The organism is Bradyrhizobium sp. UFLA05-108 (genome assembly GCF_059803455.1).
Map to the genome: position 1 here is coordinate 96,070 of NZ_JBANAZ010000013.1, position 23,278 is coordinate 119,347.

At 62.6% G+C, this 23,278-nt stretch carries 22 protein-coding genes; 13 read left to right on the forward strand and 9 right to left on the reverse strand.

Features of this window, described 5'->3' with window-relative positions:
* Window positions 1-67 precede the first annotated feature (67 nt).
* From ilvD to SO140_RS12575, 5 genes are all read left to right on the forward strand, one after another.
* Entirely contained in the window at window positions 68-1,762 is a 1,695-nt protein-coding gene (gene ilvD / locus SO140_RS12555) for a dihydroxy-acid dehydratase (RefSeq protein ID WP_498540927.1), read from the forward strand.
* Between the two features lie 122 nt (window positions 1,763-1,884).
* Window positions 1,885-2,730 (forward strand): ABC transporter ATP-binding protein, encoded by an 846-nt coding sequence (locus tag SO140_RS12560; RefSeq protein ID WP_474799004.1) that lies wholly within the window; start codon window positions 1,885-1,887, stop codon window positions 2,728-2,730.
* Window positions 2,727-3,512, forward strand: a complete 786-nt coding sequence (locus tag SO140_RS12565) for an ABC transporter permease (protein WP_449380091.1) — start codon at window positions 2,727-2,729, stop codon at window positions 3,510-3,512. Before SO140_RS12560 ends, SO140_RS12565 begins: the two co-directional genes overlap by 4 nt.
* Window positions 3,509-4,276 carry an ABC transporter permease gene (locus tag SO140_RS12570; RefSeq protein ID WP_449380092.1) on the forward strand — a complete coding sequence of 256 codons (768 nt, stop codon included), beginning with the start codon at window positions 3,509-3,511 and terminating at the stop codon, window positions 4,274-4,276. Before SO140_RS12565 ends, SO140_RS12570 begins: the two co-directional genes overlap by 4 nt.
* 40 nt (window positions 4,277-4,316) lie before the next feature.
* Window positions 4,317-5,363, forward strand: a complete 1,047-nt coding sequence (locus SO140_RS12575) for a 2,5-dihydroxypyridine 5,6-dioxygenase NicX family protein (RefSeq protein WP_498540926.1) — start codon at window positions 4,317-4,319, stop codon at window positions 5,361-5,363.
* On the opposite strand, the gene SO140_RS12580 is transcribed toward SO140_RS12575, so the two are convergent.
* Genes SO140_RS12580 through SO140_RS12600 form a run of 5 tightly spaced genes read right to left on the reverse strand, consistent with a single transcriptional unit; the run spans window position 5,360 to window position 11,091 of the window.
* Window positions 5,360-6,352, reverse strand: a complete 993-nt coding sequence (locus SO140_RS12580; RefSeq protein WP_449380094.1) for a 3-hydroxybutyryl-CoA dehydrogenase — start codon at window positions 6,350-6,352, stop codon at window positions 5,360-5,362. The genes SO140_RS12575 and SO140_RS12580 overlap by 4 nt on opposite strands.
* The gene (locus SO140_RS12585) at window positions 6,349-7,443 is read right to left on the reverse strand and encodes an NAD/NADP octopine/nopaline dehydrogenase family protein (RefSeq protein ID WP_449380095.1); all 1,095 of its coding nucleotides are present in this window, start codon (window positions 7,441-7,443) and stop codon (window positions 6,349-6,351) included. Before SO140_RS12585 ends, SO140_RS12580 begins: the two co-directional genes overlap by 4 nt.
* Window positions 7,440-8,975 carry a class I adenylate-forming enzyme family protein gene (locus tag SO140_RS12590; RefSeq protein ID WP_498542614.1) on the reverse strand — a complete coding sequence of 512 codons (1,536 nt, stop codon included), beginning with the start codon at window positions 8,973-8,975 and terminating at the stop codon, window positions 7,440-7,442. Before SO140_RS12590 ends, SO140_RS12585 begins: the two co-directional genes overlap by 4 nt.
* Window positions 8,976-8,977: 2 nt before the next feature.
* A complete protein-coding gene (locus tag SO140_RS12595) occupies window positions 8,978-10,264 on the reverse strand; it encodes an acyl-CoA dehydrogenase family protein (RefSeq protein ID WP_498542615.1) in 1,287 nt (428 codons plus the stop codon).
* Window positions 10,261-11,091 carry an alpha/beta fold hydrolase gene (locus tag SO140_RS12600; protein WP_449380098.1) on the reverse strand — a complete coding sequence of 277 codons (831 nt, stop codon included), beginning with the start codon at window positions 11,089-11,091 and terminating at the stop codon, window positions 10,261-10,263. The genes SO140_RS12595 and SO140_RS12600 overlap by 4 nt, the downstream gene beginning before the upstream one ends.
* Before the next feature lie 188 nt (window positions 11,092-11,279).
* On the opposite strand from SO140_RS12600, the gene SO140_RS12605 reads away from it, so the two are divergent.
* The 3 genes from SO140_RS12605 (at window position 11,280) to SO140_RS12615 (ending at window position 14,343) form a co-directional block, all read left to right on the forward strand.
* Complete coding sequence (locus SO140_RS12605; protein WP_449380099.1) at window positions 11,280-12,041, forward strand: SDR family NAD(P)-dependent oxidoreductase; 762 nt, start codon at window positions 11,280-11,282, stop codon at window positions 12,039-12,041.
* 41 nt (window positions 12,042-12,082) lie between these two features.
* Complete coding sequence (locus SO140_RS12610) at window positions 12,083-12,919, forward strand: enoyl-CoA hydratase family protein (protein WP_449380100.1); 837 nt, start codon at window positions 12,083-12,085, stop codon at window positions 12,917-12,919.
* Between the two features lie 173 nt (window positions 12,920-13,092).
* On the forward strand, window positions 13,093-14,343 hold the full coding sequence (locus SO140_RS12615; protein ID WP_449380101.1) for a flavin-dependent oxidoreductase: 1,251 nt from the start codon (window positions 13,093-13,095) through the stop codon (window positions 14,341-14,343).
* 15 nt (window positions 14,344-14,358) lie between these two features.
* Here SO140_RS12615 and SO140_RS12620 read toward each other — a convergent pair whose 3' ends face one another.
* Both SO140_RS12620 and SO140_RS12625 read right to left on the reverse strand, forming a co-directional pair.
* Window positions 14,359-14,811, reverse strand: a complete 453-nt coding sequence (locus tag SO140_RS12620; RefSeq protein WP_449380102.1) for a cupin domain-containing protein — start codon at window positions 14,809-14,811, stop codon at window positions 14,359-14,361.
* Between the two features lie 37 nt (window positions 14,812-14,848).
* Window positions 14,849-16,024, reverse strand: a complete 1,176-nt coding sequence (locus tag SO140_RS12625; RefSeq protein ID WP_449380103.1) for an ABC transporter substrate-binding protein — start codon at window positions 16,022-16,024, stop codon at window positions 14,849-14,851.
* A gap of 322 nt (window positions 16,025-16,346) precedes the next feature.
* On the opposite strand from SO140_RS12625, the gene SO140_RS12630 reads away from it, so the two are divergent.
* The 3 genes from SO140_RS12630 (at window position 16,347) to SO140_RS12640 (ending at window position 19,134) form a co-directional block, all read left to right on the forward strand.
* Window positions 16,347-16,838 (forward strand): MarR family winged helix-turn-helix transcriptional regulator, encoded by a 492-nt coding sequence (locus SO140_RS12630; RefSeq protein ID WP_449380104.1) that lies wholly within the window; start codon window positions 16,347-16,349, stop codon window positions 16,836-16,838.
* Window positions 16,839-16,971: 133 nt separating this feature from the next.
* Window positions 16,972-18,663, forward strand: a complete 1,692-nt coding sequence (locus tag SO140_RS12635; protein ID WP_449380105.1) for a benzoate-CoA ligase family protein — start codon at window positions 16,972-16,974, stop codon at window positions 18,661-18,663.
* A 15-nt stretch (window positions 18,664-18,678) separates the two neighbouring features.
* A complete protein-coding gene (locus SO140_RS12640) occupies window positions 18,679-19,134 on the forward strand; it encodes a RidA family protein (RefSeq protein WP_449380106.1) in 456 nt (151 codons plus the stop codon).
* 8 nt (window positions 19,135-19,142) lie between these two features.
* Here SO140_RS12640 and SO140_RS12645 read toward each other — a convergent pair whose 3' ends face one another.
* On the reverse strand, window positions 19,143-19,871 hold the full coding sequence (locus tag SO140_RS12645) for a CBS domain-containing protein (RefSeq protein WP_449380107.1): 729 nt from the start codon (window positions 19,869-19,871) through the stop codon (window positions 19,143-19,145).
* A gap of 99 nt (window positions 19,872-19,970) precedes the next feature.
* Here SO140_RS12645 and SO140_RS12650 point away from each other — a divergent pair, with 99 nt between their 5' ends.
* Both SO140_RS12650 and SO140_RS12655 read left to right on the forward strand, forming a co-directional pair.
* Complete coding sequence (locus SO140_RS12650) at window positions 19,971-20,417, forward strand: hypothetical protein (protein WP_449380108.1); 447 nt, start codon at window positions 19,971-19,973, stop codon at window positions 20,415-20,417.
* 35 nt (window positions 20,418-20,452) lie between these two features.
* Window positions 20,453-22,306: a PHA/PHB synthase family protein gene (locus SO140_RS12655; RefSeq protein WP_498542616.1), complete on the forward strand. Its 1,854-nt coding sequence runs from the start codon at window positions 20,453-20,455 to the stop codon at window positions 22,304-22,306.
* On the opposite strand, the gene SO140_RS12660 is transcribed toward SO140_RS12655, so the two are convergent.
* Window positions 22,303-23,277, reverse strand: a complete 975-nt coding sequence (locus SO140_RS12660; RefSeq protein ID WP_449380110.1) for a CHAD domain-containing protein — start codon at window positions 23,275-23,277, stop codon at window positions 22,303-22,305. The two genes, SO140_RS12655 and SO140_RS12660, sit on opposite strands and share 4 nt — an antisense overlap.
* Between the last annotated feature and the right edge of the window lies 1 nt (window position 23,278).

The window sequence follows — 23,278 nt, forward strand, 5'->3', positions numbered from 1 at the left end:
GCGAATAGCCGGAACGATTTGCGGCGTCCCAATATTGGGTGGGACGTCGAATGTAGATGATACCGACATGAACAAGCTGCGCTCCCGGATAACGACTGACGGCCTCGACCGCGCGCCGCATCGCGCATTCATGCGCGCGATGGGGCTGGACGACGCGGCTCTCGCCAAGCCGATGGTCGGCGTCGTCAGCATGAAGGGTGAGCAGACGCCCTGCAACATGACGCATGATTTCCAGGTCGAGGCGGCCAAAGCGGGCATCGAGGAAGCCGGCGGAACACCTCGCGAGTTCACGACGATCTCGGTGTCCGACGGCATCAGCATGAATCACGAGGGAATGAAGTTCTCGCTGTTTTCGCGCGAGCTGATCGCCGACTCCATCGAAGCCGTCGTTCACGGCCTTGCCTACGACGCATTGATCGGCTTCGGCGGCTGCGACAAGACGCTTCCCGGCGTGATGATGGGCATGATCCGCTGCAATGTGCCGTCGATCTTCATCTACGGCGGCAGTGCATTGCCGGGCCGACTGGAAGGACGAACGCTGACCGTCCTCGATTCCTATGAGGCGGTCGGCGGCTTCATGACCGGCGAGATCGATGGTCCAACACTCGAAAAGATCGAGCGAAGCTGCTTGCCGACCATCGGCGCGTGCGCCGGACAATTCACCGCAAACACCATGGCGATGGTTTCGGAGGCGATGGGCCTCACCATCCCCAATTGTTCGATGATTCCCGGTGTCTATCCGGAACGCGCGCAGGTCTCGCGCCGTGCGGGCCGGCTCGTCATGGAAATGCTCGAGCGCGGCGGGCCATTGCCGCGTGATATCGTGACACGGAAGGCGCTGGAAAATGGTGCCGCAATTGTCGCGGCCACCGGTGGCTCGACGAATGCGGCCTTGCACCTGCCGGCAATAGCGAACGAGGCCGGGATTTCCTTCACCATCGATGACGTTGGCGAGGTTTTTGCCCGTACCCCGCTGATTGGAAATCTGCGTCCCGGCGGCAAGTACACCGCCAAGGATGTTTACGATATCGGCGGAGCCGCCGTGGTGATCCGTGAACTCGTTCAGAGCGGGCATATCGATGGAAGCGCCCTGATGATTACCGGTCGTACACTCGCCGAGGACTATGGCAGCGCCAACGCGCCGGATGGCGAAGTAATTTATTCGGCCGGCACACCCATTATGAGCGATGGAGGCGTTGCAGTGCTGAAGGGCAGTCTCTGCCCGGATGGTGCCGTGATCAAGGTTGCTGGACTGAAGAGCCTGTCCTTTGAAGGGCCCGCACGTGTCTTCGAAGACGAAGAGGCATGTGTCGAAGCCGTGCGTAACCGTAACTACACCTCGGGTGAGGTCCTGGTGATCCGCAATGAAGGACCAGTTGGCGGCCCCGGCATGCGCGAGATGCTCGGCGTCACGGCGCTGATCTATGGCCAGGGTATGGGCGAGAAGGTCGCCCTGATCACCGATGGGCGTTTTTCCGGCGCGACACGTGGCATGTGTATCGGCTACGTTTCTCCTGAAGCCTTCATCGGAGGCCCGTTGGCGCTCGTGCGCGACGGCGATAGAATTCGGATCGACGCCGGCGGCCGTCGCATGGACCTTTTGGTCGACGAACAGGAGCTCGCAACGCGCCGGCGCAACTGGAAACCGCGGCCACCGCGCCACCGCGCCGGCGCCCTTGCGAAATATGCGCGTCTGGTTGGGCAGGCTCCGGGCGGAGCGGTCACACACGAAGGACCGGCGGAATGGCCGTGGTTCAAGTGATCGACTCGCGCGCTAGGGCGGCATTCGTCTGGCAAGTTTCTTGCTAAGCTGATGCCAATCGTGAAGGGAATTCAGCAGGTCGTTCGCATACGGATCAGCGTACGCATGAGGCAAGAGACGGCATGAAGGTGTTGCCTTCAAGATCGAGCGAGATGGCGGTTCAAGTGCCGGCACGACAGCCGTCGACCGCCATGATCGAGATCGACCGCGTTTCGCAGATCTTTCAAACGTCCGCGCGCAAGGATCATCTTGCGCTTTCGGAAATTTCGCTGACGATCGAAGCAGGCGCTTTCGTCTCCATCCTCGGGCCGTCCGGCTGCGGCAAGTCGACGCTTCTCTACATCGTCGGCGGTTTCGTCAGTCCGACCAGCGGCTCCGCGAAAGTGAAGGGCAAGACGATCACGGCACCGGGGCCCGATCGCGGGCCGGTATTTCAGGAGTTCGCGCTCTTTCCCTGGAAGACCGTCCTCGGCAACGTCATGTACGGACCGCGTCAGCAAGGCGTCCGTGCGACTGAAGCGGAAGCACAAAGCCGCGCGCTGATCGAGATGGTCGGCCTCAAGGGCTACGAGAATTTCTTTCCCAAGGAGCTGTCAGGCGGAATGAAGCAGCGCGTCGCGCTTGCTCGTACGCTCGCTTACCATCCCGAAGTCTTGCTGATGGATGAGCCCTTCGGAGCGCTCGATGCTCATACTCGTACACGGCTTCAGAACGACCTCTTGAACATCTGGGAACGAGATCGGAAGACGGTTCTGTTCGTGACGCACTCCGTCGATGAGGCGGTGTTTCTTTCGGACAAGGTCGTGATGATGTCGCGATCCCCCGGCCGTATCCGGCAGGTGGTCGATATCGATCTGCCTCGGCCGCGCCGGCGCACCGAGCTGCTGCTCGACCCGCGCTATCAGAAATACGTCGTCGATATCGAACGCATGTTCGATGATGGCGACGAGACGGGTGTGAAGGCATGACTTTGCCCGCTGCCATCGGTAGGCGCGTTGCTCCCGTGCTCGCCTGCGTCGGGCTGCTCGCGGTGTGGCAGGTTGCGGCGCTTGCTCTGAAGAACGACAGTTTCCCGACCGCGCTCGAAGCCATGCGTGCGGTTCCTGCCATCCTTGGCGACAAGGAGTCCCTGATTAATATCCTGGCGTCGCTGCGTCGCATGACGATCGGATTTGCCGCAGCCGTCGCCGTTTCGATCCCCCTTGGGCTCCTGATGGGCCGAAGCCGGGCCGTGGCGGCGTTCTTCAATCCGCTTCTGATGGTGATCTATCCCGTGCCAAAGGCGGCGTTGATGCCGATCATCATGCTTTGGCTGGGCGTCGGCGATATCGCCAAGACGCTTGTCATCTTCCTAGGTGTCAGCCTGCCGGTAATTTATCACAGCTTTGAAGGTGCCAAGGCGGTCGAGGAGAAGATGCTATGGTCCGGGGCGGCCATGGGCCTGTCATCCGTACAACGCCTGGTCCGCATCGTGCTGCCAGCGGCGTTGCCGGAGATCCTGACTGGTTGTCGTACAGGGCTCGTGCTGGCGCTGATCACCATGATCACCAGCGAGATGATCGCCCGTCAGTCCGGCGCAGGCAATATCCTGTTCAATGCGCTGGACATGGGCCAGTACGACACCGTCTTCGCTATGATCATTATCGTCGGTGCCATGGGAATAGGCCTTGATGCTGCCTTCGAGAAGGTCCGGGCACGCCTGGTGCGGTGGTCGGAGCCTCAGTTCGACATGCCCCTGAGCTTTTCATGAAGTCGCGCGCGCTCTCTACGGACGTATTCCTCGGGCTTCTGCCGATCGCCTTGCTCATTGCATCGTGGCAGGGCTTGGTATCGTTTGGAGTTGCACCAGTCGCGTTGCTACCTCCACCGGGATTCGTATTTACGCGGTTGCTGCAACAGCTTGCCACCGTCGGTTTTCAGCAGGAGATCATCGCGACGCTGTTCCGGCTATTCGCGGGTTTCCTGATTGCGGTCGCGCTGGGCGTCAGCATCGGTATGGTGGCGGCCGCGAGTCCTGCGATCAACGCCATCGTGCGGCCGCTCGTACGGGTTCTCGCGCCGTTGCCAAAAGTCGCGCTTTATCCTGCGCTGCTGCTGCTACTCGGCTTCAGTCATGAATCGAAGATCGCGCTGGTCGCCGCGGATGCGCTGTTCCCGATCCTTTTGTCCACCTATTATGGTGCCTCCACCGTGGAGCAGAAGCTGATCTGGTCGGCGATGGCGGCCGGTACGCCGCGGCGGGAGATCTTGCTCAAGGTCGTGCTGCCGGCTGCGATGCCGTCGATCCTGACGGGCTGCCGCATCGGGCTCGTCATTTCGTGCATCGTGGTGTTCCTGGCCGAGATGATCACGTCGACCGACGGCCTCGGCCACGTGCTCATCACTGCGGCCCGCACGTTCCAGGCCGTTGACATGTTCGTGCCGTTGATCACGATCTCTCTGCTGGGATTGATACTGAACGCGCTGTTGCAAGCTGCGCGGTCGTACCTGCTGCGGGGATTTCCCGAGGCGTGATCTGAGCGAACAAGAGAATAAGAAAGTCGGGGAGCGAACCATGCTGGCGGATCGGATCGAGGCGAAATGGATCGACGCGTTCTGCGAGATTTTTGAGCGGTGTGCCGTCAAGGCTGGCGATACGGCCGCCATCCTTTCGGAAACCCAGTCGCGTGCGCTCAACGTGCATCTGGCGGAGCTCGCTCTGCTGCGTATAGGCGCACGACCGTTCCATGTCGTTATGCCCACGCCGAGGAACCGCCATATCGTGCCCGTCCGTTCTACCGGGGCGAGCGAGGCGATCCAGCGGATGGCGCCCGTCATCAGTGCCCTGCAGCAGGCCGGTTTCGTGGTCGATTGCACCATTGAAGGCCTGATGCACGCCGTGGAGACGCCGGAAATCCTGAAGGCCGGTGCCCGAATTCTGGTGATCTCCAATGAGCATCCGGAAGCGCTCGAGCGCATGGTGCCGGATCCAGCGCTCGAAAAGCGGGTTCGCGCGGCAGCGAAGATGCTGCGCGGAACGAAGCGGATGCGCGTCACCTCGAAGGCAGGCACGGCTCTCGATGTCGACATGGTCGGGGCTTCGACGGTCGGGGTCTGGGGGTGGACCGACAAGCCGGGGACGCTGGCGCATTGGCCGGGCGGCATCGTCGTCAGCTTTCCAAAGAGCGGGACCATCAACGGGACTGTTATCATGGCGCCGGGTGACATCAATCTCACCTTCAAGCGTTACCTGACATCTCCCGTGACAATGACGCTGAAAGACGACTATGTCGTCGAACTCGAAGGAGAGGGCACCGACGCTGCCATGATGCGCGCCTACCTCGCGGCATGGGGCGACCGGGAGGCCTATGCGGTGTCGCATGTGGGGTTCGGCATGAACCCGGGCGCCCGCTATGAGGCCTTGTCGATGTACGATCAGCGCGACACCAACGGCACCGAACTGCGCGCGGTCTCCGGCAACTTCCTGTTCTCGACCGGCGCGAACGAATTTGCCGGCCGCTACACGGCGGGACATTTCGACCTGCCGATGATGGGAACCACGATCGAGCTGGACGGCGTTGCGGTGGTGCGTGACGGCGTGCTGCAAAACGTGTTCAGCTAGTCGTCGTCGAGCGCGGGCGGTCGCGCGAGGCCAAAATGCCGGAGCAGGTCGACCATCGCCTTGAGCCGTGCCTCGCGATAGGCGTCGATATCGAGCCCCGAATAATCGAGGAAACCTGCGCCGGTACGAAGTCCGATCCGGCCTTCCTGCATGTTTTGGGAAATGACTTCGGGCGCCCGATAGCGCTCGCTACCGAGGGCGCCTTCGAGATAGCGGCTGGCGTAGAAGAGAATATCGCCGCCGCCCCAATCGATGAACTCCAGGAGGCCCAGGACCGCATAGCGGAAGCCGAACCCGTAGCGGATCGCCTTGTCGATCTCCTCGGCGCTGGCAACGCCTTCCTCGACCATGCGCGCAGCCTCGTTCATGGCGAGCGCCTGGATGCGCGGGACGATGAAGCCGGGCGTTGCGGCGCAGACCACCGGCACCTTGCCGATGCCTTCGAGCAGCGCCTTGACTTGAGCCACAACGGCCGGATCGGTGGCGGCGCCTGGCGAGACTTCGACCAGAGGGATCAGATAGGCCGGATTGAGCCAGTGCACGTTGAGGAAGCGGCCTGGATGTTCGATCGCACAGGAGAGATCGTCGACGAGGATCGTCGATGTCGTGGAAGCAATGATGGTGTCGCGTCCGACCTGCCTTGATGCGGCGGCGAGCACGTCGCGCTTGAGCGCAACGACTTCGGGGACCCCTTCGAAGACCAGGCCAGCGCTGGACAGGGCTTCATCGCTTTCACTGGCCGGTACCACCGAGACCCGCCTGATGAGCATGTCAGCTTGCACATCGGTGAGCAGTCCAAGGCGCGTCAGACTCGCGAATGTCTTCCGGGCCTCATTCAACGCGTCGGCCTCGAGTCTTGCGAAGTCTTCCGCAGAGCGCGCCTTGACGTCGATCATCGTGACAGCATGCCCGGCATAAGCAAAGGCGACCGCAATCCCGCGGCCCATGCGGCCAGCGCCGAGACAGGCGATGTGGGCGCGGGCGGTCATCGGTCAAAGCCCTCGCGTAGCAATGTCTGCAATTCGGCTTGGCTGAGTTGGCCGAGACCCAAGCTTGCGAGCGTGCGACCACTTTGTGCAAAATCCTCGCCGCAGATTGCGCCGCCGATGGAGAGGAAGGCCCGCGCGAGCGGCGTTGCAACGCCGGTTAGCTCGGCGACCGAGACGAGGAACGAGAGCCCGAGCCGCAGATCTTCCCGCATGTAGCGATGGTCCCTCAGCACGATCCGCTCGCGCCAATCGCCGGAATCGGTCAGCCGATCATGCGAGCCGCGGCCATACATCCAGATCTCGCCTTCCTTTGCGTAATGGTGGGCAAGTGGGAAGTGCGGAGCTTCGTAGCCGAGCTCTTCGCGCACCGCGATGCGCTCGGCGTCAAGCGCATCCGTTACCCGTCGGATCGCGGCTTGCGTGCCTTCCTTATGGATGTCCCAGCGTTCAAAATGCTCGATCGGACCGGCGTTCATGACGATCAGCGGCGGATGGATGATAGGCCCTGCATTCATCAAGGCGCCGGACAGAGCGTCTCCGCACGGTTCAATCGCATCAGGAAACGCGCGGCCGATCACATCGAGCGCGTGTGGCGCCCGGCTGAGCGGGAATACGCCGACCGGCAATCGCTTAGCGCGGATCGTGATCGCGACCTCGAACGGTCCATGCTTGCGCGTCAGCCAGGGCAGCGTACCGGTTTCGGCAAAGCTCGCCTTTGCGCGGTTGCCGCAGTCGCGCAGAGCCAGAGCGAAGATCATCGAGCCGAAGGTTGCCGGCGGCAGAAAAACGACCTGCCCGTCTCGCAGGTGCGGTGCAAGCAGGCGAGCGATATCCTGCTGGGCAAAGGCCGGTGCGGGGCACAGGATCAGCTCGGTGTTGCTGATCGCCTCGGCAATGTCGGTCGTGACCAGCTCAAGCCAGACCTCGTGCCGGCCGCGGTGGTCCTTGACGAGGACGCGCGAACCGGCTGCGCGGTGCGCCGCCACTTGATCTCCGTCGCGCCGCCAGAGCCGAATCTCGTGCCCGGACAGCCCAAAATCACCGGCGGCCGCGAAGGAACCGTTGCCGCCGCCCAGCACGGCAATCTTCAAGAGACTTCTCCCTGTGCGCACGACTGCGCGTCGAGCTTCTTCAGCAGGAAATGCTGCACCTTGCCCAGCGCCGTGCGCGGCAGGTCGGGGACAAAGACGAACTCGCGCGGAACCTTGTAGCGTGCAAGCTGCGCCTGCAAATGCGCTTTCAACTGGTCGGCGTCGGGCCGACGGCCCGACCGCGGGATCACATAAGCGACCGGCACTTCGTCCCAGCGCGGATCAGGCCTGCCGATCACGGCGCACTCGCTGACATCCGGATGATCCATCAGGACGCGCTCGACCTCGGCTGGATAGACGTTTTCGCCGCCGGAAATGATCATGTTCTTCTTGCGATCCCGGACCCAGAAATACCCGTCGTCATCGCGCAGGCCAATGTCACCGGTGCGATACCAGCCGTCATGCAGCGCATCGCGCGTGGCGTCCTCGTTGCCCCAATACTCGAAGAATACGTTGGGGCCGCGCACTGCGATCTCGCCAGGCGTTCCAGGCGGCACCTCGGTGCCGTCAGTGCCAATCACCTTGGCCTCGCAGAAGAGGCCGGGCAGGCCAGTCGAGCCCGCGCGCGATATATCTCCGCCGAGCCGGGTGTAAACGGCGATCGGGCAGGTCTCGGTCGAGCCGTAGACTTGCAAGACCGGAACACCGCGCGCGACGAAGCGCTCGATCAGGTGCGGTGGCACGATGGTCGATCCCGTGGCGATGGCCTTCAAGGACGAAACATCGGCCGCAGCCCAGCCGGGATGATCGCTTACCGCCTGGATGATCGCCGGTACCAATACCGTCAGCGTTGGGCGGTCGCGCTCGAAGCTGGCAAGCGCCGCCTCCGGCGTGAAGCGGGAATGAATCGTAACGCTCGCACCTGCGTGCAGAGCCGGCGTGGTCTGGATATTGAGTCCGCCGACATGAAAGAACGGCAGCACCGTCAGCACGTGATCGTCCGACGTCAGATTGTGCATGTGCTGGCTCATGACGCCGTTCCAGAACAGCGCTTCCTGACGCAGCACCGCGCCCTTCGGCCGCCCGGTCGTGCCCGACGTGTAGACGATGAGAAGCGGGCAGGCGAGATCGGCATGCGGATTGCGCCCATCATGGTCGCCGCATTCCAGCAGTGAGGCAAAGGTGCTGCCATCCGGTGGAGCGAAGTCGAGACCCAGAAGGCTGATGCCCGGCAGGCTTCGCTCCAGCTCCGGAATAACGCCGGCGAAAGCCTCTTCGAGTGCCAGCACCTTGGCGCCGGCGTCCGTGAGAATGAAAAGCTGCTCGGCCACCGCGAGCCGCCAGTTTAGCGGGACGAGTATCGCGCCGAGACGTGCGCACGCGTAGAGCAGGACGAGGTAGTCAGGCCGGTTCAAACTCAGGATCGCGACGCGATCGCCGCGGCCGACGCCGAACTGGGCCTTCAACGCGCTGGCGGTTCGCTCGATGCGCGCGGCAAAGGCCGCATAGCTCAAGCTTTCCCCTTCGAAATGGATCGCCGGCTTGTCCGGCGCGAACGCCGCGTTGCGATCGATCAGGTGACAGAGGTCCACCGTCAGTCGTCCGATTCGCCGGGCTCGTAGAGCGCTTCGCGCCCGATGCGCTCGAGGCAGAGCTCGGCCGTCCAGGGCAGCATCAGCGAGCCACAGCGGCTGTCGCGATAGATCCGCTCCAGCGGCAGCGATCTGAGCATGGCCTGGCCACCACAAGTGCGGATCGCCAGCGCTGCGAGCTCGTTGGCACCTTCCATGACCGAATATTGTGCGGCGTAGGCCCGCAACACCTGCTCCTTGCTCGGATTGGCGCAAGCCTCGGTGACCGCCTGAAACCAGATCGCCTTGACCTGCTCGAGCTTGATCTGCATTTGCGCGACCGCGATCTGCTTGGTCGGATACATCCTGCGCTTGACCGGCGGCATGCCGGGAACCTCGCCGCGCAAATAGCGCACGGTGAAATCATACGCCGCCTGCGCAAGGCCCATATAGGTCGGCGACAACGTCAGGAACATGTGCGGCCAGCGCATTGCCGCCTGGAAATAGACGCCGCGCGGCATCAGGGCGGCATCTTCCGGCACGAACACGTCCTTGAACAGGAGCGTGCGCGAGACTGTTCCTCGCATCCCAAGCGGATCCCAATCCCCGACGACAGACACGCCTTCCGTCTTGGCGGGAATGGCGAGGTAGAGCGTGTTGCGCCGTGAGGCCTTTTCGCCTTCCTCGACTTCGGTGCAGAGCACGCCGTAGTAATCGGCATGGCCCGAGAGTGAAGCAAAGATCTTCTTGCCGTTGATGATCCAGCCGCCGCCAACGGGTTTCGCTTCGGTGCCGAAAGCAACGCCGCCAGCGGCCGCTGCGCCGCCTTCCGAGAACGGCTGCGAGTAGATCGCGCCATCCTCGACGATGCGCTTGTAGTGGACTGCGCGACGGCGCTCGTGCTCCGCACGCATGGCGTCATCCATGTCGAGGTCGTCGGCCAGCGGACCCGACCACAGGGTCGAACAGACATGCATGTTCCAGGTCAGCGCGGTCGCGCCGCAATAACGACCGATCTCAGCTGCAGCGAGCGCATAGGTCTGGTAGCCGGCCCCCAGTCCGCCATGCTTCTTCGGGACGGCGATGCCGAGCAGGCCGACGCGGTGCAGATCCCGGTAATTCTCGGTGGGGAACACCGCGTCGCGATCATAGCCTGCGGCGCGGCCGGCGAATACGCTCTGACCGATCTCCCGCGCCCGCGCGATGATGGAAGTCTGCTCGGCGTCCAGACGGAATGCGACGGGATCGAAAATCGGCGCGTCGAGCGCGAGCTTGTCGGCTGTGCTGCTCTTGCTGACTTGCATGGTCATTGTCCGGTCACCTGTGTTTTGGTCACGCTCGATTCCAGAAAATCGCCGATTGCTGCGTCGAACTCTTGGGGACGTTCGAGATTGGCGAGATGGCCGACGCCGGCGAGCTCCACGTAACGAGCGGTCGGAATATAGCCCGCCATTTTCGCCATCATCGGGGCAGGCGCATTGTTGTCTCTGGCTCCGGACAGGAGCAGCGTCGGAACGGCGATGCCCTTGAGCGCGCTCCGTCTGTCGAAGCCGATCAAGGCGAGCATCATCGCGCGATAGCTCGCCTCCGGCACGCTGGCCATGCAGTCACGCGCGACATCCACACCCTCCCTGTCCGGATCCTCGCCGACCAGCTCCTTGACGAGGGACGGGGCGAGCGAGCTCATGGTCTCGCCGCGATCGAGCGGGCCAAGCCGCGCCGCAATGAACGATTTCTGCCAGTCACCATCGGCCTTGCCGAAGGCCGGGCTGGTCTGCGCCAATACCACGGCGCGTGCAGCCTGAGGATATTGCGTCAGCCATTGCTGCACGATCATCCCGCCAATGGAATGGCCAACCAGGACGGGCCTGTCGGCTTCGACCTGTTGCAGGAACTCCTGCAAGGCCTCCGCCAGTGCGGCGATGCTAACGTTGCGGAGCGGTTTCGACCCGCCATAGCCAGGCATATCCCACGCAATCGTGCGAAAACGACTGCCGAACGTGGCAAGCTGGTGGCGCCAGGCGCGCGCTGCGCCGCCAATGCCGTGCAAAAAAACCAAAGGCACCGCATCCGGATCGCCAGCGGCCTCATAGGCGAAGCGTCCGTCCCTGGTGATCGTCGGCGTCGGTTGCTGCACGCGGCTTCCTCTTGCTCGGCCCGCCGATGCTAACAGGCCTGTTGGGGATGGGAAGAGATAACTTTATACTTAAAGCAATTTTCGGACCGGCGCCTCGCGAGGCTTAAAAGGGCCATCCATTGCAATAATTTGAAGCTTAAAATATATTCGAAAAGCTCGATCCACCGGTGCCTTCAGGGAGGCTGCGCATGTCGGGACTGCCGCGTTCTTCGCATGCGCTCGTGACAGGCGGTGGCCGCGGCATCGGCCGCGCGATCGCAGCAGCTTTGACAGGAGCCGGCGCCACGGTCACCATACTCGGCCGCAACGCAGCGACGCTCGAAGAGGCCGTCAAGGCAGGTGCCGCGCATTTTACTGCCGTTGCCGATGTCTCGGATGAGGCGGCGCTGAGGGCTGCAATCGCCAAGGCGGCCGAGCGGCAGCCCATCGACATCCTGGTCGCAAACGCTGGGAGCGCCGAGTCCGCGCCGTTCGCGAAGTCGGACGCCGCGCTGTTTGCCCGGATGATGGATGTGAATTTCATGGGCGTGGTGCACGCCGTCCGGGCCGTGTTGCCCGGGATGAAGGATCGGCCTTACGGCCGCGTCGTCGCGATCGCATCGACTGCGGGACTGAAAGGCTATGCATACGTCAGTGCTTATGTCGCCGCCAAACACGCCGTGGTTGGGCTCGTGCGTTCGCTGGCACTGGAAATGGCCGGTAGCAATATCACCGTGAATGCTGTCTGCCCGGGCTTTACGGATACGGACCTCGTTGCCGATAGCATCGAGACCATCATGAAGAAGACAGGGCGGAGCCGCGAGCAGGCGATCGCCGATCTCGCGCGGCACAACCCGCAAGGTCGGCTCGTCACGCCGCAGGAGGTGGCAGACGCTGTGCTCTGGCTTTGCGGTGAAGGCGCCGGCGCAATCACGGGCCAGGCGATCGCCGTAGCCGGTGGTGAAATATAGCCCGCAAAGTAGCGGTGGAACGAGAACGACAGGGAGTCCTCATGAGCAGACCAGCCAATCCCGTTACCGTGCCGTTGGCGGATTATTCGTCTCAGCATTTCCTGCTTGCAGTGGTTGACCATGTGGCCACGGTCACGCTGAATCGCCCGGACCGGAAAAATCCCCTGACGTTCGAGAGCTATCGCGAGCTCACCGACTTCTTTCGCGCCTGCGCGTTCGACGATGCGGTGAAGGCCATCGTCGTCACGGGCGCCGGCGGCAATTTCTCCTCGGGCGGCGACGTGTTCGAGATCATCGGCCCCCTCGTCAAGATGGACACCAAGGGGCTTACCGCCTTTACGCGCATGACCGGCGATCTCGTGAAGGCGATGCGGGCCTGCCCACAGCCGATCGTCGCCGCGGTTGAAGGCATCTGTGCCGGTGCCGGCGCGATCGTCGCCATGGCATCGGATATGCGGCTGGCGGCAAGTGGTGCGAAGGTGGCGTTTCTGTTCAACAAGGTTGGGCTCGCTGGCTGCGATATGGGCGCCTGCGCCATCCTGCCGCGGATCATTGGTCAATCGCGCGCCTCGGAGCTGCTTTACACTGGTCGTTTCATGACCGCGGAGGAGGGCGAGCGCTGGGGTTTCTTCAGCCGCATCGTCACGTCAGATCAGGTCCTGCCGCAGGCGCAACTGCTGGCGAAACAGGTCGCGGAAGGCCCGAGCTTCGCCAACACCATGACCAAGCGGATGCTGGCGATGGAATGGGCCATGTCGGTGGAAGAGGCGATCGAGGCGGAAGCCGTGGCGCAGGCGCTCTGCATGACGACGGCCGATTTCGAACGCGCTTTCGAGGCCTTCGCCAACAAGGTCAAGCCGGTGTTCAGGGGGGATTAGCCGCTCCGCAGCAAGAATATGCGAAGGCGGGAATTTCGAGGAGTTGTTAATTAAGGCTAAGCCCAGGAGCCGGGCGACGCGGAGGGTGAGGGCGACAAAGCCGCTTGCGGCGGAGTGACCGCCCATGCGACGTTAACCCCGTTGCCTGGCATGTATCGAGTGGAGTTTGGGCGATGAAGGCGATTATCGTCGGCGGCGGTATCGGAGGTCTCACGACGGCGTTGATGCTGCGGGCGCGCGGCATTGCTTGTGAGATTTTCGAACAGGCCGATACCATTCGCGAGCTCGGCGTCGGCATCAACACCCTGCCGCATGCCATGCGCGAGCTTGCCGGGCTCGGTCTGTTGCCGAAGCTCGACGAGGCCGCCATCCGCACCGACCAGCTCTATTATCTCAATCGTCACGGTCAGGAAGTCTGGCGCGAGGCGCGCGGCATCGACGCAGGCCATGACGTGCCGCAATTCTCGATTCATCGTGGCCGCCTGCAGGGCGTCATCCATCGCGCGGTCGAGGAGCGGCTCGGGCCCGAGGTCATTCACACCGGTTGTCGCCTGGGCGCCTTCACCCAGGACGAAGGCGGCGTCACCGCCTATTTCTTTGATCGCTCCGGCGCACACGTCCACTCGGCGCGTAGCGACATCCTGATTGGCGCTGACGGCATCCACTCGCGCGTGCGCGAGACGCTGTTTCCCAATGAGGGACCGCCTTGCTGGAACGGCCTGATGCTGTGGCGCGGCGCGCGCGACTGGCCGGTATTCCTCACCGGCAAGTCGATGATCGTCGCCGGTGGCCTGAACGCCAAGGTCGTGGTCTATCCGATTGCGGAGGGCTCGAGCCCCGCGAGCCGACTCACGAACTGGGCGGTGCTGGTGAAGATCGGCGAGGGCAATGCACCGCCGCCGCGCAAGGAGGACTGGTCACGGCCGGGCCGGCGTGAAGAATTGATGCCGCACGTTGCACGCTTCTCTGTGCCTTATGTCGACGTCAAGAGCCTGATCTCGGCAACCCCTGAGTTCTATGAATATCCCACCTGTGACCGCGATCCCTTGCCCTATTGGTCGTCGGGGCGGGTCACCCTGCTGGGCGATGCCGCACATCCAATGTATCCGGTCGGCTCGAACGGCGCGTCTCAGGCCATTCTCGATGCGCGCTGCCTTGCGGATCTGTTGGCGCGCTCCGAGCACCCGCGCCAGGCGCTGGTCGAATACGAGAAGAAGCGCCTGCCGATGACGGCCGAGATTGTCCGCTCCAATCGTCGGGGCGGCCCGGAAGGGGTGATCGACGCGGTCGAGCAACTCGCGCCGAATGGTTTCGACAATGTCGAGAACGTGTTGAGCTACTCGCAGCGCGAGGCGATCGTGCGCGGCTATGCGACGAAGGCCGGCTTCGCCGCGGTGCCAGGCCTTGCGGCTGTCAAGGCGTGATACGCCGCCCTTCGGCTAGGATGGCGGCGGGGGCAGGAAGTGGATGTTGAACTCCGCAGCCATCGCGACAACGTCCTCGGGCTTCTGCTCTTTCATGTTGTGAAGGCCCCAGAACAGGTCATAAAGCTTGCGGCTCGGTGATACCCAGAACAGCACCTTCGCCGTCTGCTCCGCCTTGTTGAAGATGCCGTGCGGGACGCCCATGCCGAGGCGGATCAGGTCACCGGGCGTCGCCTGCGCTTCGGTATTGCCGAGCACGAAATCGAGCTTTCCCTCCAGCATATAGAGATACTCGTCCTGGTCCGGATGGATGTGCGGCGGCACGAAAGTGCCGGGCGGCAGCGTCGCATGCCAGGAGAAGCTGTGCTCGGCATAGCTCTTTGGCACGTAGGTCTGGCCGAGAATGTTCCAGGAAATGCCCTGGATACCTTCATTGGCCCTCGTGATGCCGGTGATCTCGCTCTTCACTTGAATTCCTCCCTTTACTCGACCATCGACTCGGCACTCAGTTCGCCGGTTTGCAGTCTTTTGCGTAACGGTCGCCGTAGTTCTCGAAGACCTTTTGAACGATCTCGGTCTGGAATTTTCCGTCAGGACGCTTGGCGACCTTGGTCAGATAGAAATCCTGGATCGGATAGCCGTTGGTGTTGAATTTGAAGGCGCCGCGCAGCGAGGTGAAGTCGGCTTTCTTCAGGGCCGCGCCTACGGCGTCCTTGTTGGCGAGGTCGCCTTTCACCCCCCTGACTGCGCTGTCGATCAACATCGCGGCGTCATAGGCCTGGAAAGCATAGGTGCCGGGCACGCTGTTGTAGGCAGCTTCATAGGCGCCGACGAACTTCTTGTTTTGCGGGTTGTCGAGGTTGGGCGCCCAGTTCGCGCCGCCGAACATGCCCACGGCCGCGTCCTGCTGCGCCGGCAAGGTTGACTCGTCCACCGTGAAGGCCGATAGCACCGGGATCGTATCGGCAAGCCCCGCCTGCCGGTACTGCTTGACGAGGTTGACGCCAAGGCCACCCGGCATGAACGTAAAGAGCGCATCGGGCTTGAGCGAGGAAATCTTCGAAAGCTCCGGCTGGAAGTCCAGCGTGTTGAGCGGCATATAGGATTCCTCGACGATTTCGCCCTTGTAGTCGAGCTTGAAGCCGGCCGCCGAATCCTTGCCGGCCTGATAGTTCGGCACCATCAAATACATGCGCTTGTAGCCGCGATCCTGGGCCACCTTGCCGAGGATCTCGTGCACCTGGTCATTCTGGTAGGAGGTCACATAGAAGAACGGGCTACAGTCCTTGCCGGCAAATGTCGATGGGCCGGCATTGGGGCTGATCAGGAATGTCTTTGATTCCGTGACCGGGCGGTGGATCGCCTGCAGGATGTTGGAGAAGATCGGCCCGACCACGAAATCGACCTTGTCGCGCTCGAGCAGGCCCTTGACCTTGGTCACCGCCGCATCCGGCTTCAGCTCGTCATCGACGACCACGACCTCGACATCGCGGCCGCCCATCTTGCCGCCGAGATCCTTGACCGCGAGCGCGAAACCGTCGCGAACCTGCTGGCCGAGCGCGGCGGCGGGGCCCGACAGGGTCACGATCACGCCGAGCTTGATCTTCTCCTGCGCAAATGCCGGGTCCAGTGCGGTACCGACGAGCAAAGCCAATCCGGCCAACCTCAGTTTCTTCTTCATGATCTTTTTCCCGATATGCTTGCGCTCACGCTACAGCCCTGTCGTTCGATCCAAGCTTATTCTGATGACGGCATCCGCGGCAAGCAGGGCCGAAGCCTGCTGCATCCTGCGTCGCGCCATCAGCCCGGCGCCATCAGCCCGGCGTCATCAGCCCGGCGCCATATGCAAGCGGCGCGCCAATTGCTTGAAGCCTAAAGAAATTCGACCCGCACTGGTTGTTCGGCGCGTTTTGGGCTTGCGGCGGCGCGAAAATTACTTGAAGCTCAAAACGACAGTTGGCTCGCTTCTGCCGCCAGTGCTGTGACATAGTGACCGCACCACGATGCTCGATTCCGAGACCAAGGCTGTTGAACTTCCGGAAGACCACGCCGAAGAGCTACGGCTGTGGTTGCGCCTGTTGACCTGCACGACCCTGATCGAGGGTGAGGTGCGCAGCCGCCTGCGGGAGCGGTTCGACGTCACGTTGCCTCGCTTCGATCTGATGGCGCAGCTCGACAAGGCGCCGGACGGCATGACCCTGTCCGATGTCTCCAAGCGCATGATGGTCTCCAACGGCAACGTCACTGGGCTCGTCGAACGTCTCGTGGAATCCGGGCACCTCGACCGCCGCACGTCCGATACCGACCGCCGCGTCCAGGTGATCCGGCTGACGAAGCTTGGCCGCGCCGAGTTTCGCAAGATGGCCGCGGAACACGAGACCTGGATCGCCGACGTCTTTGCCGATCTCACGCCAAAGGACGTGCGTGAATTGATGCGCCTGCTGGCCAAGACCAAAGCGTCCGCCCAGAAATCCGCTTCGCGCCGCAAACTGTAGGCCGTTCCGCGGCGAACTCTCCCCCTGCCGTCAGAAAAAACGCGTGATGTCCAAAATCTGCTATTGCGCCAAATTATTTTAAGCCTAAAATGATTTTGCTGCCGGGTGCTCTCCAAGCTGAAAGGAGCGTGCGATGGCTAACGCCGCCAAGGTTCAACTTCCGGGCTCGTATGATGGCAGGGTTGCAACGGCTCACGCCGACACCTTTGCCCTGCAACATCTGCCGCCCCGCGATCTATGGCCCGAATTCATCTTCACGCGGCCGGAGCTGCAATATCCGCCGCGATTGAACTGCGTCAGTTACTTCCTTGATCGCTGGGTCGAAGAGGGGCATGGCGATGCGCCCTGCGCGATCAGTCCTTCCGTGAGCTACAGCTATCGCGAGCTGCAACGGCTCGTGAACCGCATTGCCAACGTGCTGGTTGGCAAGCTTGGCCTCGTGACCGGCGGACGTGTCCTGCTCCGCTCGGCGAACAATCCCATGATGGTCGCGACCTATCTTGCGGTCATCAAGGCCGGTGGAATCGTGGTTGCGACCATGCCGCTATTGCGTGCCAAGGAGCTTCTGTATCCGATTCAGAAGGCCGAGATCACGCTGGCGCTGTGCGACGGCAAGCTGTGCGAGGATATGGAGAAGGCGAAAGCGGCAGCGCCCGGGCTGAAGCACGTCGTCTACTGGGGCACCGGTGCTGCCGACTCGCTGGAAGCGCTGACCGCGGACGCAAGCTCCGAGTTCGAGGCGGTCGACACGGCGTCCGACGATGTTTGCCTGATCGCGTTCACCTCGGGCACGACCGGCGATCCCAAGGGCACCATGCATTTCCACCGGGATATGCTGGCGGTCTGTGACGGCTATGCGCGCAATATCCTGCGGGCGAAGCAGGACGATCGTTTCATCGGCTCTGCGCCGCTCGCCTTTACGTTTGGCTTCGGCGGCGTGTTGTTCCCGATGCATATCGGCGCGTCCTTCGTCGTCCTGGAGAAGACCACGCCGGACGATTTTCTCGCGGCCATCGAGCGTTACAAGACCACGGTCTGCTTCACGGCGCCGACGGCATACCGCGCGATGCTCGGCAAGATCGCAGGCCGCGATATCTCGTCGTTGCGCAAGTGCGTGTCTGCCGGTGAGACCTTGCCCAAGCCGACATTCGACGCCTGGCTGCACGCAACGGGCATCAAATTGATGGATGGCATCGGCTCCACCGAATTGCTGCACATCTTCATCAGCGCGACGGAAGACGAGATTCGCCCAGGCGCGACGGGCAAGCCGGTGCCGGGCTATGAGGCAAAGATCGTCGATGATGACGGCAACGACGTGCCATCAGGCACGATGGGGCGCCTCGCGGTCCGCGGGCCGACCGGATGTCGCTACCTTGCCGACGAGCGGCAGCGCAAATATGTCCACAATGGCTGGAACATCACCGGCGACACCTATGTGATGGATGCCGATGGGTACTTCTGGTACCAGTCGCGCTCCGACGACATGATCGTTTCGGCCGGCTACAATATTGCCGGTACCGATGTCGAAGCCGCTCTTCTGACGCATCCGGCGGTCGCCGAATGCGGCGTCGTCGGGGCGCCCGATGAGGCGCGCGGCATGATCGTGAAGGCGTATGTGGTCCTCGCCCCCGGCGTCGTGCCGGACGCGCGGCTCGCGAGCGATCTGCAGGAGCACGTCAAGCGCGAGATCGCGCCTTACAAGTATCCGCGCGCGATCGAGTTCGTGGCGCAGTTGCCGAAGACCGAGACGGGCAAGTTGAAGCGCTTTGCCCTGCGGCAGATGGCGCAGGCGGCGGCCTCGTCGCCTGGCGTCGGTCCCAAATAAGAGAGGAATGGACGATTGTCTGCAACGACGCCGAAAAGCCCGCAGCTCGCAACGCTGCCAATCAGGGAAGATGCAGCCCCGATCCGGATCCTGCAGCCCTCCGGCTGGCCGATGCCGAAGGGCTATGCCAACGGCGTGGCCGCGGAGGGACGCATCGTCGTCACCGGCGGTGTGATCGGCTGGGATACGGAAGAGCGCCTCGCGGATGGCTTTGTCGCGCAGGTACGTCAGACGTTGAGCAATATCGCGGCGATCCTAGCCGAGGGTGGCGCGCGGCCGGAGCACCTCGTGCGTCTCACGTGGTATGTTGTTGATATGGACGAGTACCTGGCCAACCTGAAGGCGCTCGGCCAGATTTACCGGGAGATTCTTGGCGCGCATTATCCAGCGATGGCGCTGGTGCAGGTCGTCAGGCTGGTCGAGAAGGCGGCGCGCGTCGAAATCGAAGCCACCGCCGTAATCCCGCGCTGATGCACCGATCAGCTCGCCTTGGCGAGATCGTCGTCCTCCGGTGAGTTCAGATAGACGCCGGAGATGGTGTCGACCCAGCACAGGTGGTCGTGCACTTTCTTCACGCCGTCGATGTTCTCGGTCAGGACAATTGCCGCCCGGCGTGCGCTTTCGTCCGTGATGACGCCGCTCAGGTGGACAATGCCGTCGCTGACGATCACGTTCAGTCCGAACGGGCACCAGTCGTTCTTTTCCATCGCGTCAATGATGCGGCCGCGAATGTGATCGTCGTCCGCCGTGGGATCCGGCACCTGGCGGGCAAGGCTCGCTACTGCCTGGAGCAGGTTGGCGCGAGAGACGAGGCCGACGACCTTGTCGCCGCGCACCACGGGCAGGCGCTTGATGTTGTTCTGCTCCATGATGTCGACGATCTCGGCAAGGGCCGTATCCTCGGTGATGGTCACCGGCGACGTCGTCATCACCTCGGAAACCTTGCTGCCGTGTTCCTGAACGAAATCGCTGGCCGATTGGCCGGGGCCTAGGATGAACTTCAGCCAGCGGCCACGCTTGCGCTGGGTCCCGATCTCGCTGCGTCGGATGAAGTCGCCCTCCGACACGATTCCGACCAGCTTGCCGCTCTCGTCGACCACGGGAAGACCGCTGACATGGCGCTTGAGCATGATGTTGGCGGCTTCGACGATGGTGGTGTCGGGCGTGACCGAGATGACCGACCGGGTCATGATCTGGTGGGCGCGCATGGAATAACTCCGCATGTCCTGGCAGAATTCGATCTCACAAGGCTAATGCAGGCCGGGTTTGGCGGTTTGACGCAGGTCAATGGGGCAGCGCGGCCGCGCTTGACGCAGCTCAAGGTGCGCCCGGCCCATGGGCATATTCTGGAATTTATAAGTTCCAGGGCCAGCCAGGAGGTCACCTTGAGCGAACTCGCCAGACTGCAGGATTTTGCGCCCGGGAAGCTGGTATCGGATCCCGCCCGGCAGGTCGCGGAGGCGAACCAGCGTGCGTGCGATCTCATGTTCAGCGTGCAACGGCAGTTCCTTGACGAGATTGTATTTGTCGCCAACGAGCTCCTGGACCGGACGCAGACCGAGACACATTTGTTCGCGGAGTTCCTCTCGAAACTGGCCGCCTCGCACTCGGTCAAGGATTGGAGAACGCTCTGCGCCGAATGCGGCCAGCATCAGCTCGATTTCATCCGGCGCGACTGCGACCGGATCTTCAAGCACGGCGACAGAGTGATCGCGACCACCGCCGGCCTCTTCAATGTTGCGTCTCGCGATTGAGCCCGAAATCGTAAAATACGGACGAAATGCGAGCCATGAGCGCCGGAAAGACCTCTCTCCTCCCGCGGGCTGAGGAGCCTGCTGCAGCGGCGGATCTGATTTCCGACGCGCCGGCAGGCACTGAGGCTTCCGATCCCGAAAAATCGGCCGAAGCAGTGACCGCTGAGCCAGCCCCATCAGCGGAATCCTATCCGGTTGACCGAGCCTTGCATGCGATGCTGGCGCGGCTGACCGGCGGCATCTCGCCCATCGCTCTGTCGCTCGCCTATCTCGATTGGGCCTCGCACCTTGTGGGCGCGCCGCAGCGACAAATGGAGTTTGCGAAGGACGCTGTTCGAGATGCGGGCCGGCTGCTCCAGGCCGCGGCACATGCGTCGACACCCAATCAGGACCCCTGGTCCGTAATCAAACCGCAGCCTCAGGATCGTCGCTTCGCCAGGCCCGAATGGGAAAGTCCTCCGTTCAACCTGCTGGCTCAGGCGTTTCTGTTGAGTGAGCAGTGGTGGCACAAGGCGACGACAGGTGTTCGAGGTGTGGCATCCGCCAACGAGGCGGTCGTGGAGTTCTCCGTGCGCCAGGTCCTCGACATGCTGGCGCCGTCGAGCTTCGTCGCGACCAACCCGGAAGTGCTGCAAAGGGCCTTTCGGAGCGGCGGCCAAAATTTCGTATGCGGTTGGCAGAATTGGTGGAGCGACTTTCTGCGGATGCGTTCCGCCAACAAGGCGGTCGGTGACGGAGAGTTCTCGGTCGGCAAGACGGTGGCGGCCTCGGCGGGAAAGGTGGTCTACCGCAACGAATTGATGGAGTTGATCCAGTATCACCCTGCCACGCAGAATGTCCGGCCTGAGCCAGTGCTGATCGTTCCGGCCTGGATCATGAAGTACTATATCCTCGATCTGTCACCAGAGAACTCCCTGGTGAAGTATCTCACCGGCGAGGGTTTAACCGTGTTCGCGATCTCGTGGCGCAATCCCGGCGTCGGCGACCGCGACGTTGCCTTCGACGATTATCGGAAGCTGGGCGTGAAGGCGGCGCTTGATGCGATCGCCTGCATCCAGCCGCGTCGGAAGGTCCATGCCCTCGGCTACTGCCTTGGGGGAACCCTATTGTCGATCACCGCCGCCGCTATGGCGCGCGACGGCGACAACCGCTTGAAGTCCATCACGTTGCTGGCCGCGCAAACGGATTTTACCGAAGCGGGCGAGCTGACGTTATTCACCAGCGAGAGCCAGGTCGCATTCCTCGAGGACATGATGTGGGAGCGCGGCTATCTCGACACCACGCAGATGGCCGGCGCCTTTCAGCTTCTGCGCTCGAACGACCTGATCTGGTCGCGGTTGTCCCACGACTATCTCTTGGGCGAGCGCGCACCGCCGAGCGATCTGATGGCCTGGAATGCGGATGCCACGCGTCTGCCGTATCGGATGCATTCGGAGTATCTGCGTCGACTGTTCCTCAACAACGATCTGGCGGAGGGGCGCTATCATGTCGACGGGCGCAATATCGCATTGTCAGACATTCACGCGCCGATGTTCGTGGTCGGCACGCTGAGGGATCACGTGGCGCCCTGGCGATCCGTCTACAAGATTCACTATCAGGTCGATGCCGACGTGACCTTCCTGTTGACCAGCGGCGGCCACAACGCGGGCATCGTGGCGCCGCCTGGCGAGCCGGGGCACAGCTACCAGGTGATGACCAAGGCGGCAGAAGCACCCTATGTCGGCTGTGACGAATGGTTCAAACGCGCACCGCATTTCAAGGGGTCGTGGTGGCCGGAATGGACCAAATGGCTTGTCGCGCGATCTGGCGATCTTTGCGAATCGCCTCAAATGGGGCTCGGCAATGTCGATCGACTCCCGGATGCGCCCGGCGAATACGTTCTGACCTAGTCAGCAGGCTCCGTGCCGAGCCTCAAGCGTGAAGCTCCAAAAGGCTTCGTCTTGTTTAGCTTCTTGTAGGCAGTCGCCGCTTTCTTCAGCAGCTCTTTCTTGCGCTTGCGACCGAGGAAGTGAAAGCCTACGGCCGAGCCTTCATCATTCAACGTCTTGGCAAGCACGCGGCCTCTCGCATCGTCATTGAGTTGCCCCAGGCTGCGTTGCGCCCGACGCAACTGTTTCAGAATGGCCTTCTGCTTTTCAAGCGACTCATCGACGAACAAGTCCTCGAGGGACTCGATCGCATAGGACAGTCGTTTGTTGAGCAGGCGCAAGTGATGCCGCTTCTTCACGCCGAGTTCGGCGAGCTTGCGAGACCTCTTCAGGAGGATCCTTTCCCACGCGGCCAGCTGCTGCGCCGCGTGTTCGGCAAGCGGGGAGCGGCGCAATCTGATGGCCTCCTTGCCTCGTCGGGTTGACCAGGGTCCACTCTCGATCCAGCCGGATGTCTGCTCGATCAGGCGGCGATATCGGACCGATCGCAGCGCCCGCGCCAAAAGACGATGGCTTTCTGCGCGCTTTTCCTGCCACGACTGAAGCTCGGCAATCAGGGCAAGCTCCTCGCCGCTGGCGGCAACAATTCGTTCGATCGCCACATCGAGATCGCGCACCATGCCGAGTTGCCGGTGTAGCCACTTCAGTTCGGCCCAGACGACCGGCCGCATGGCGTCGTCGACTATGGGAGAAAAGAAGCGGATGGCGGCGCGAAGGCGTGTGAGCGCTATGCGAATCTGGTGCAGGGCGTCGGGATCGCCGCTGCATGTTTCCTCGTGCCGGGCCATGACGGCATTGAGGTGACGGCGAGCCACGATTCGAAATGCGGTATCGCAGGCCATTGCCGCGCTCAGGCGAGCCGGTGAGGCGCTCCGTGCCGACGCCGGCTTGACGCGGGCGGGGGCCTCCGGTGTCGTGCTGCGTCGCGCCATC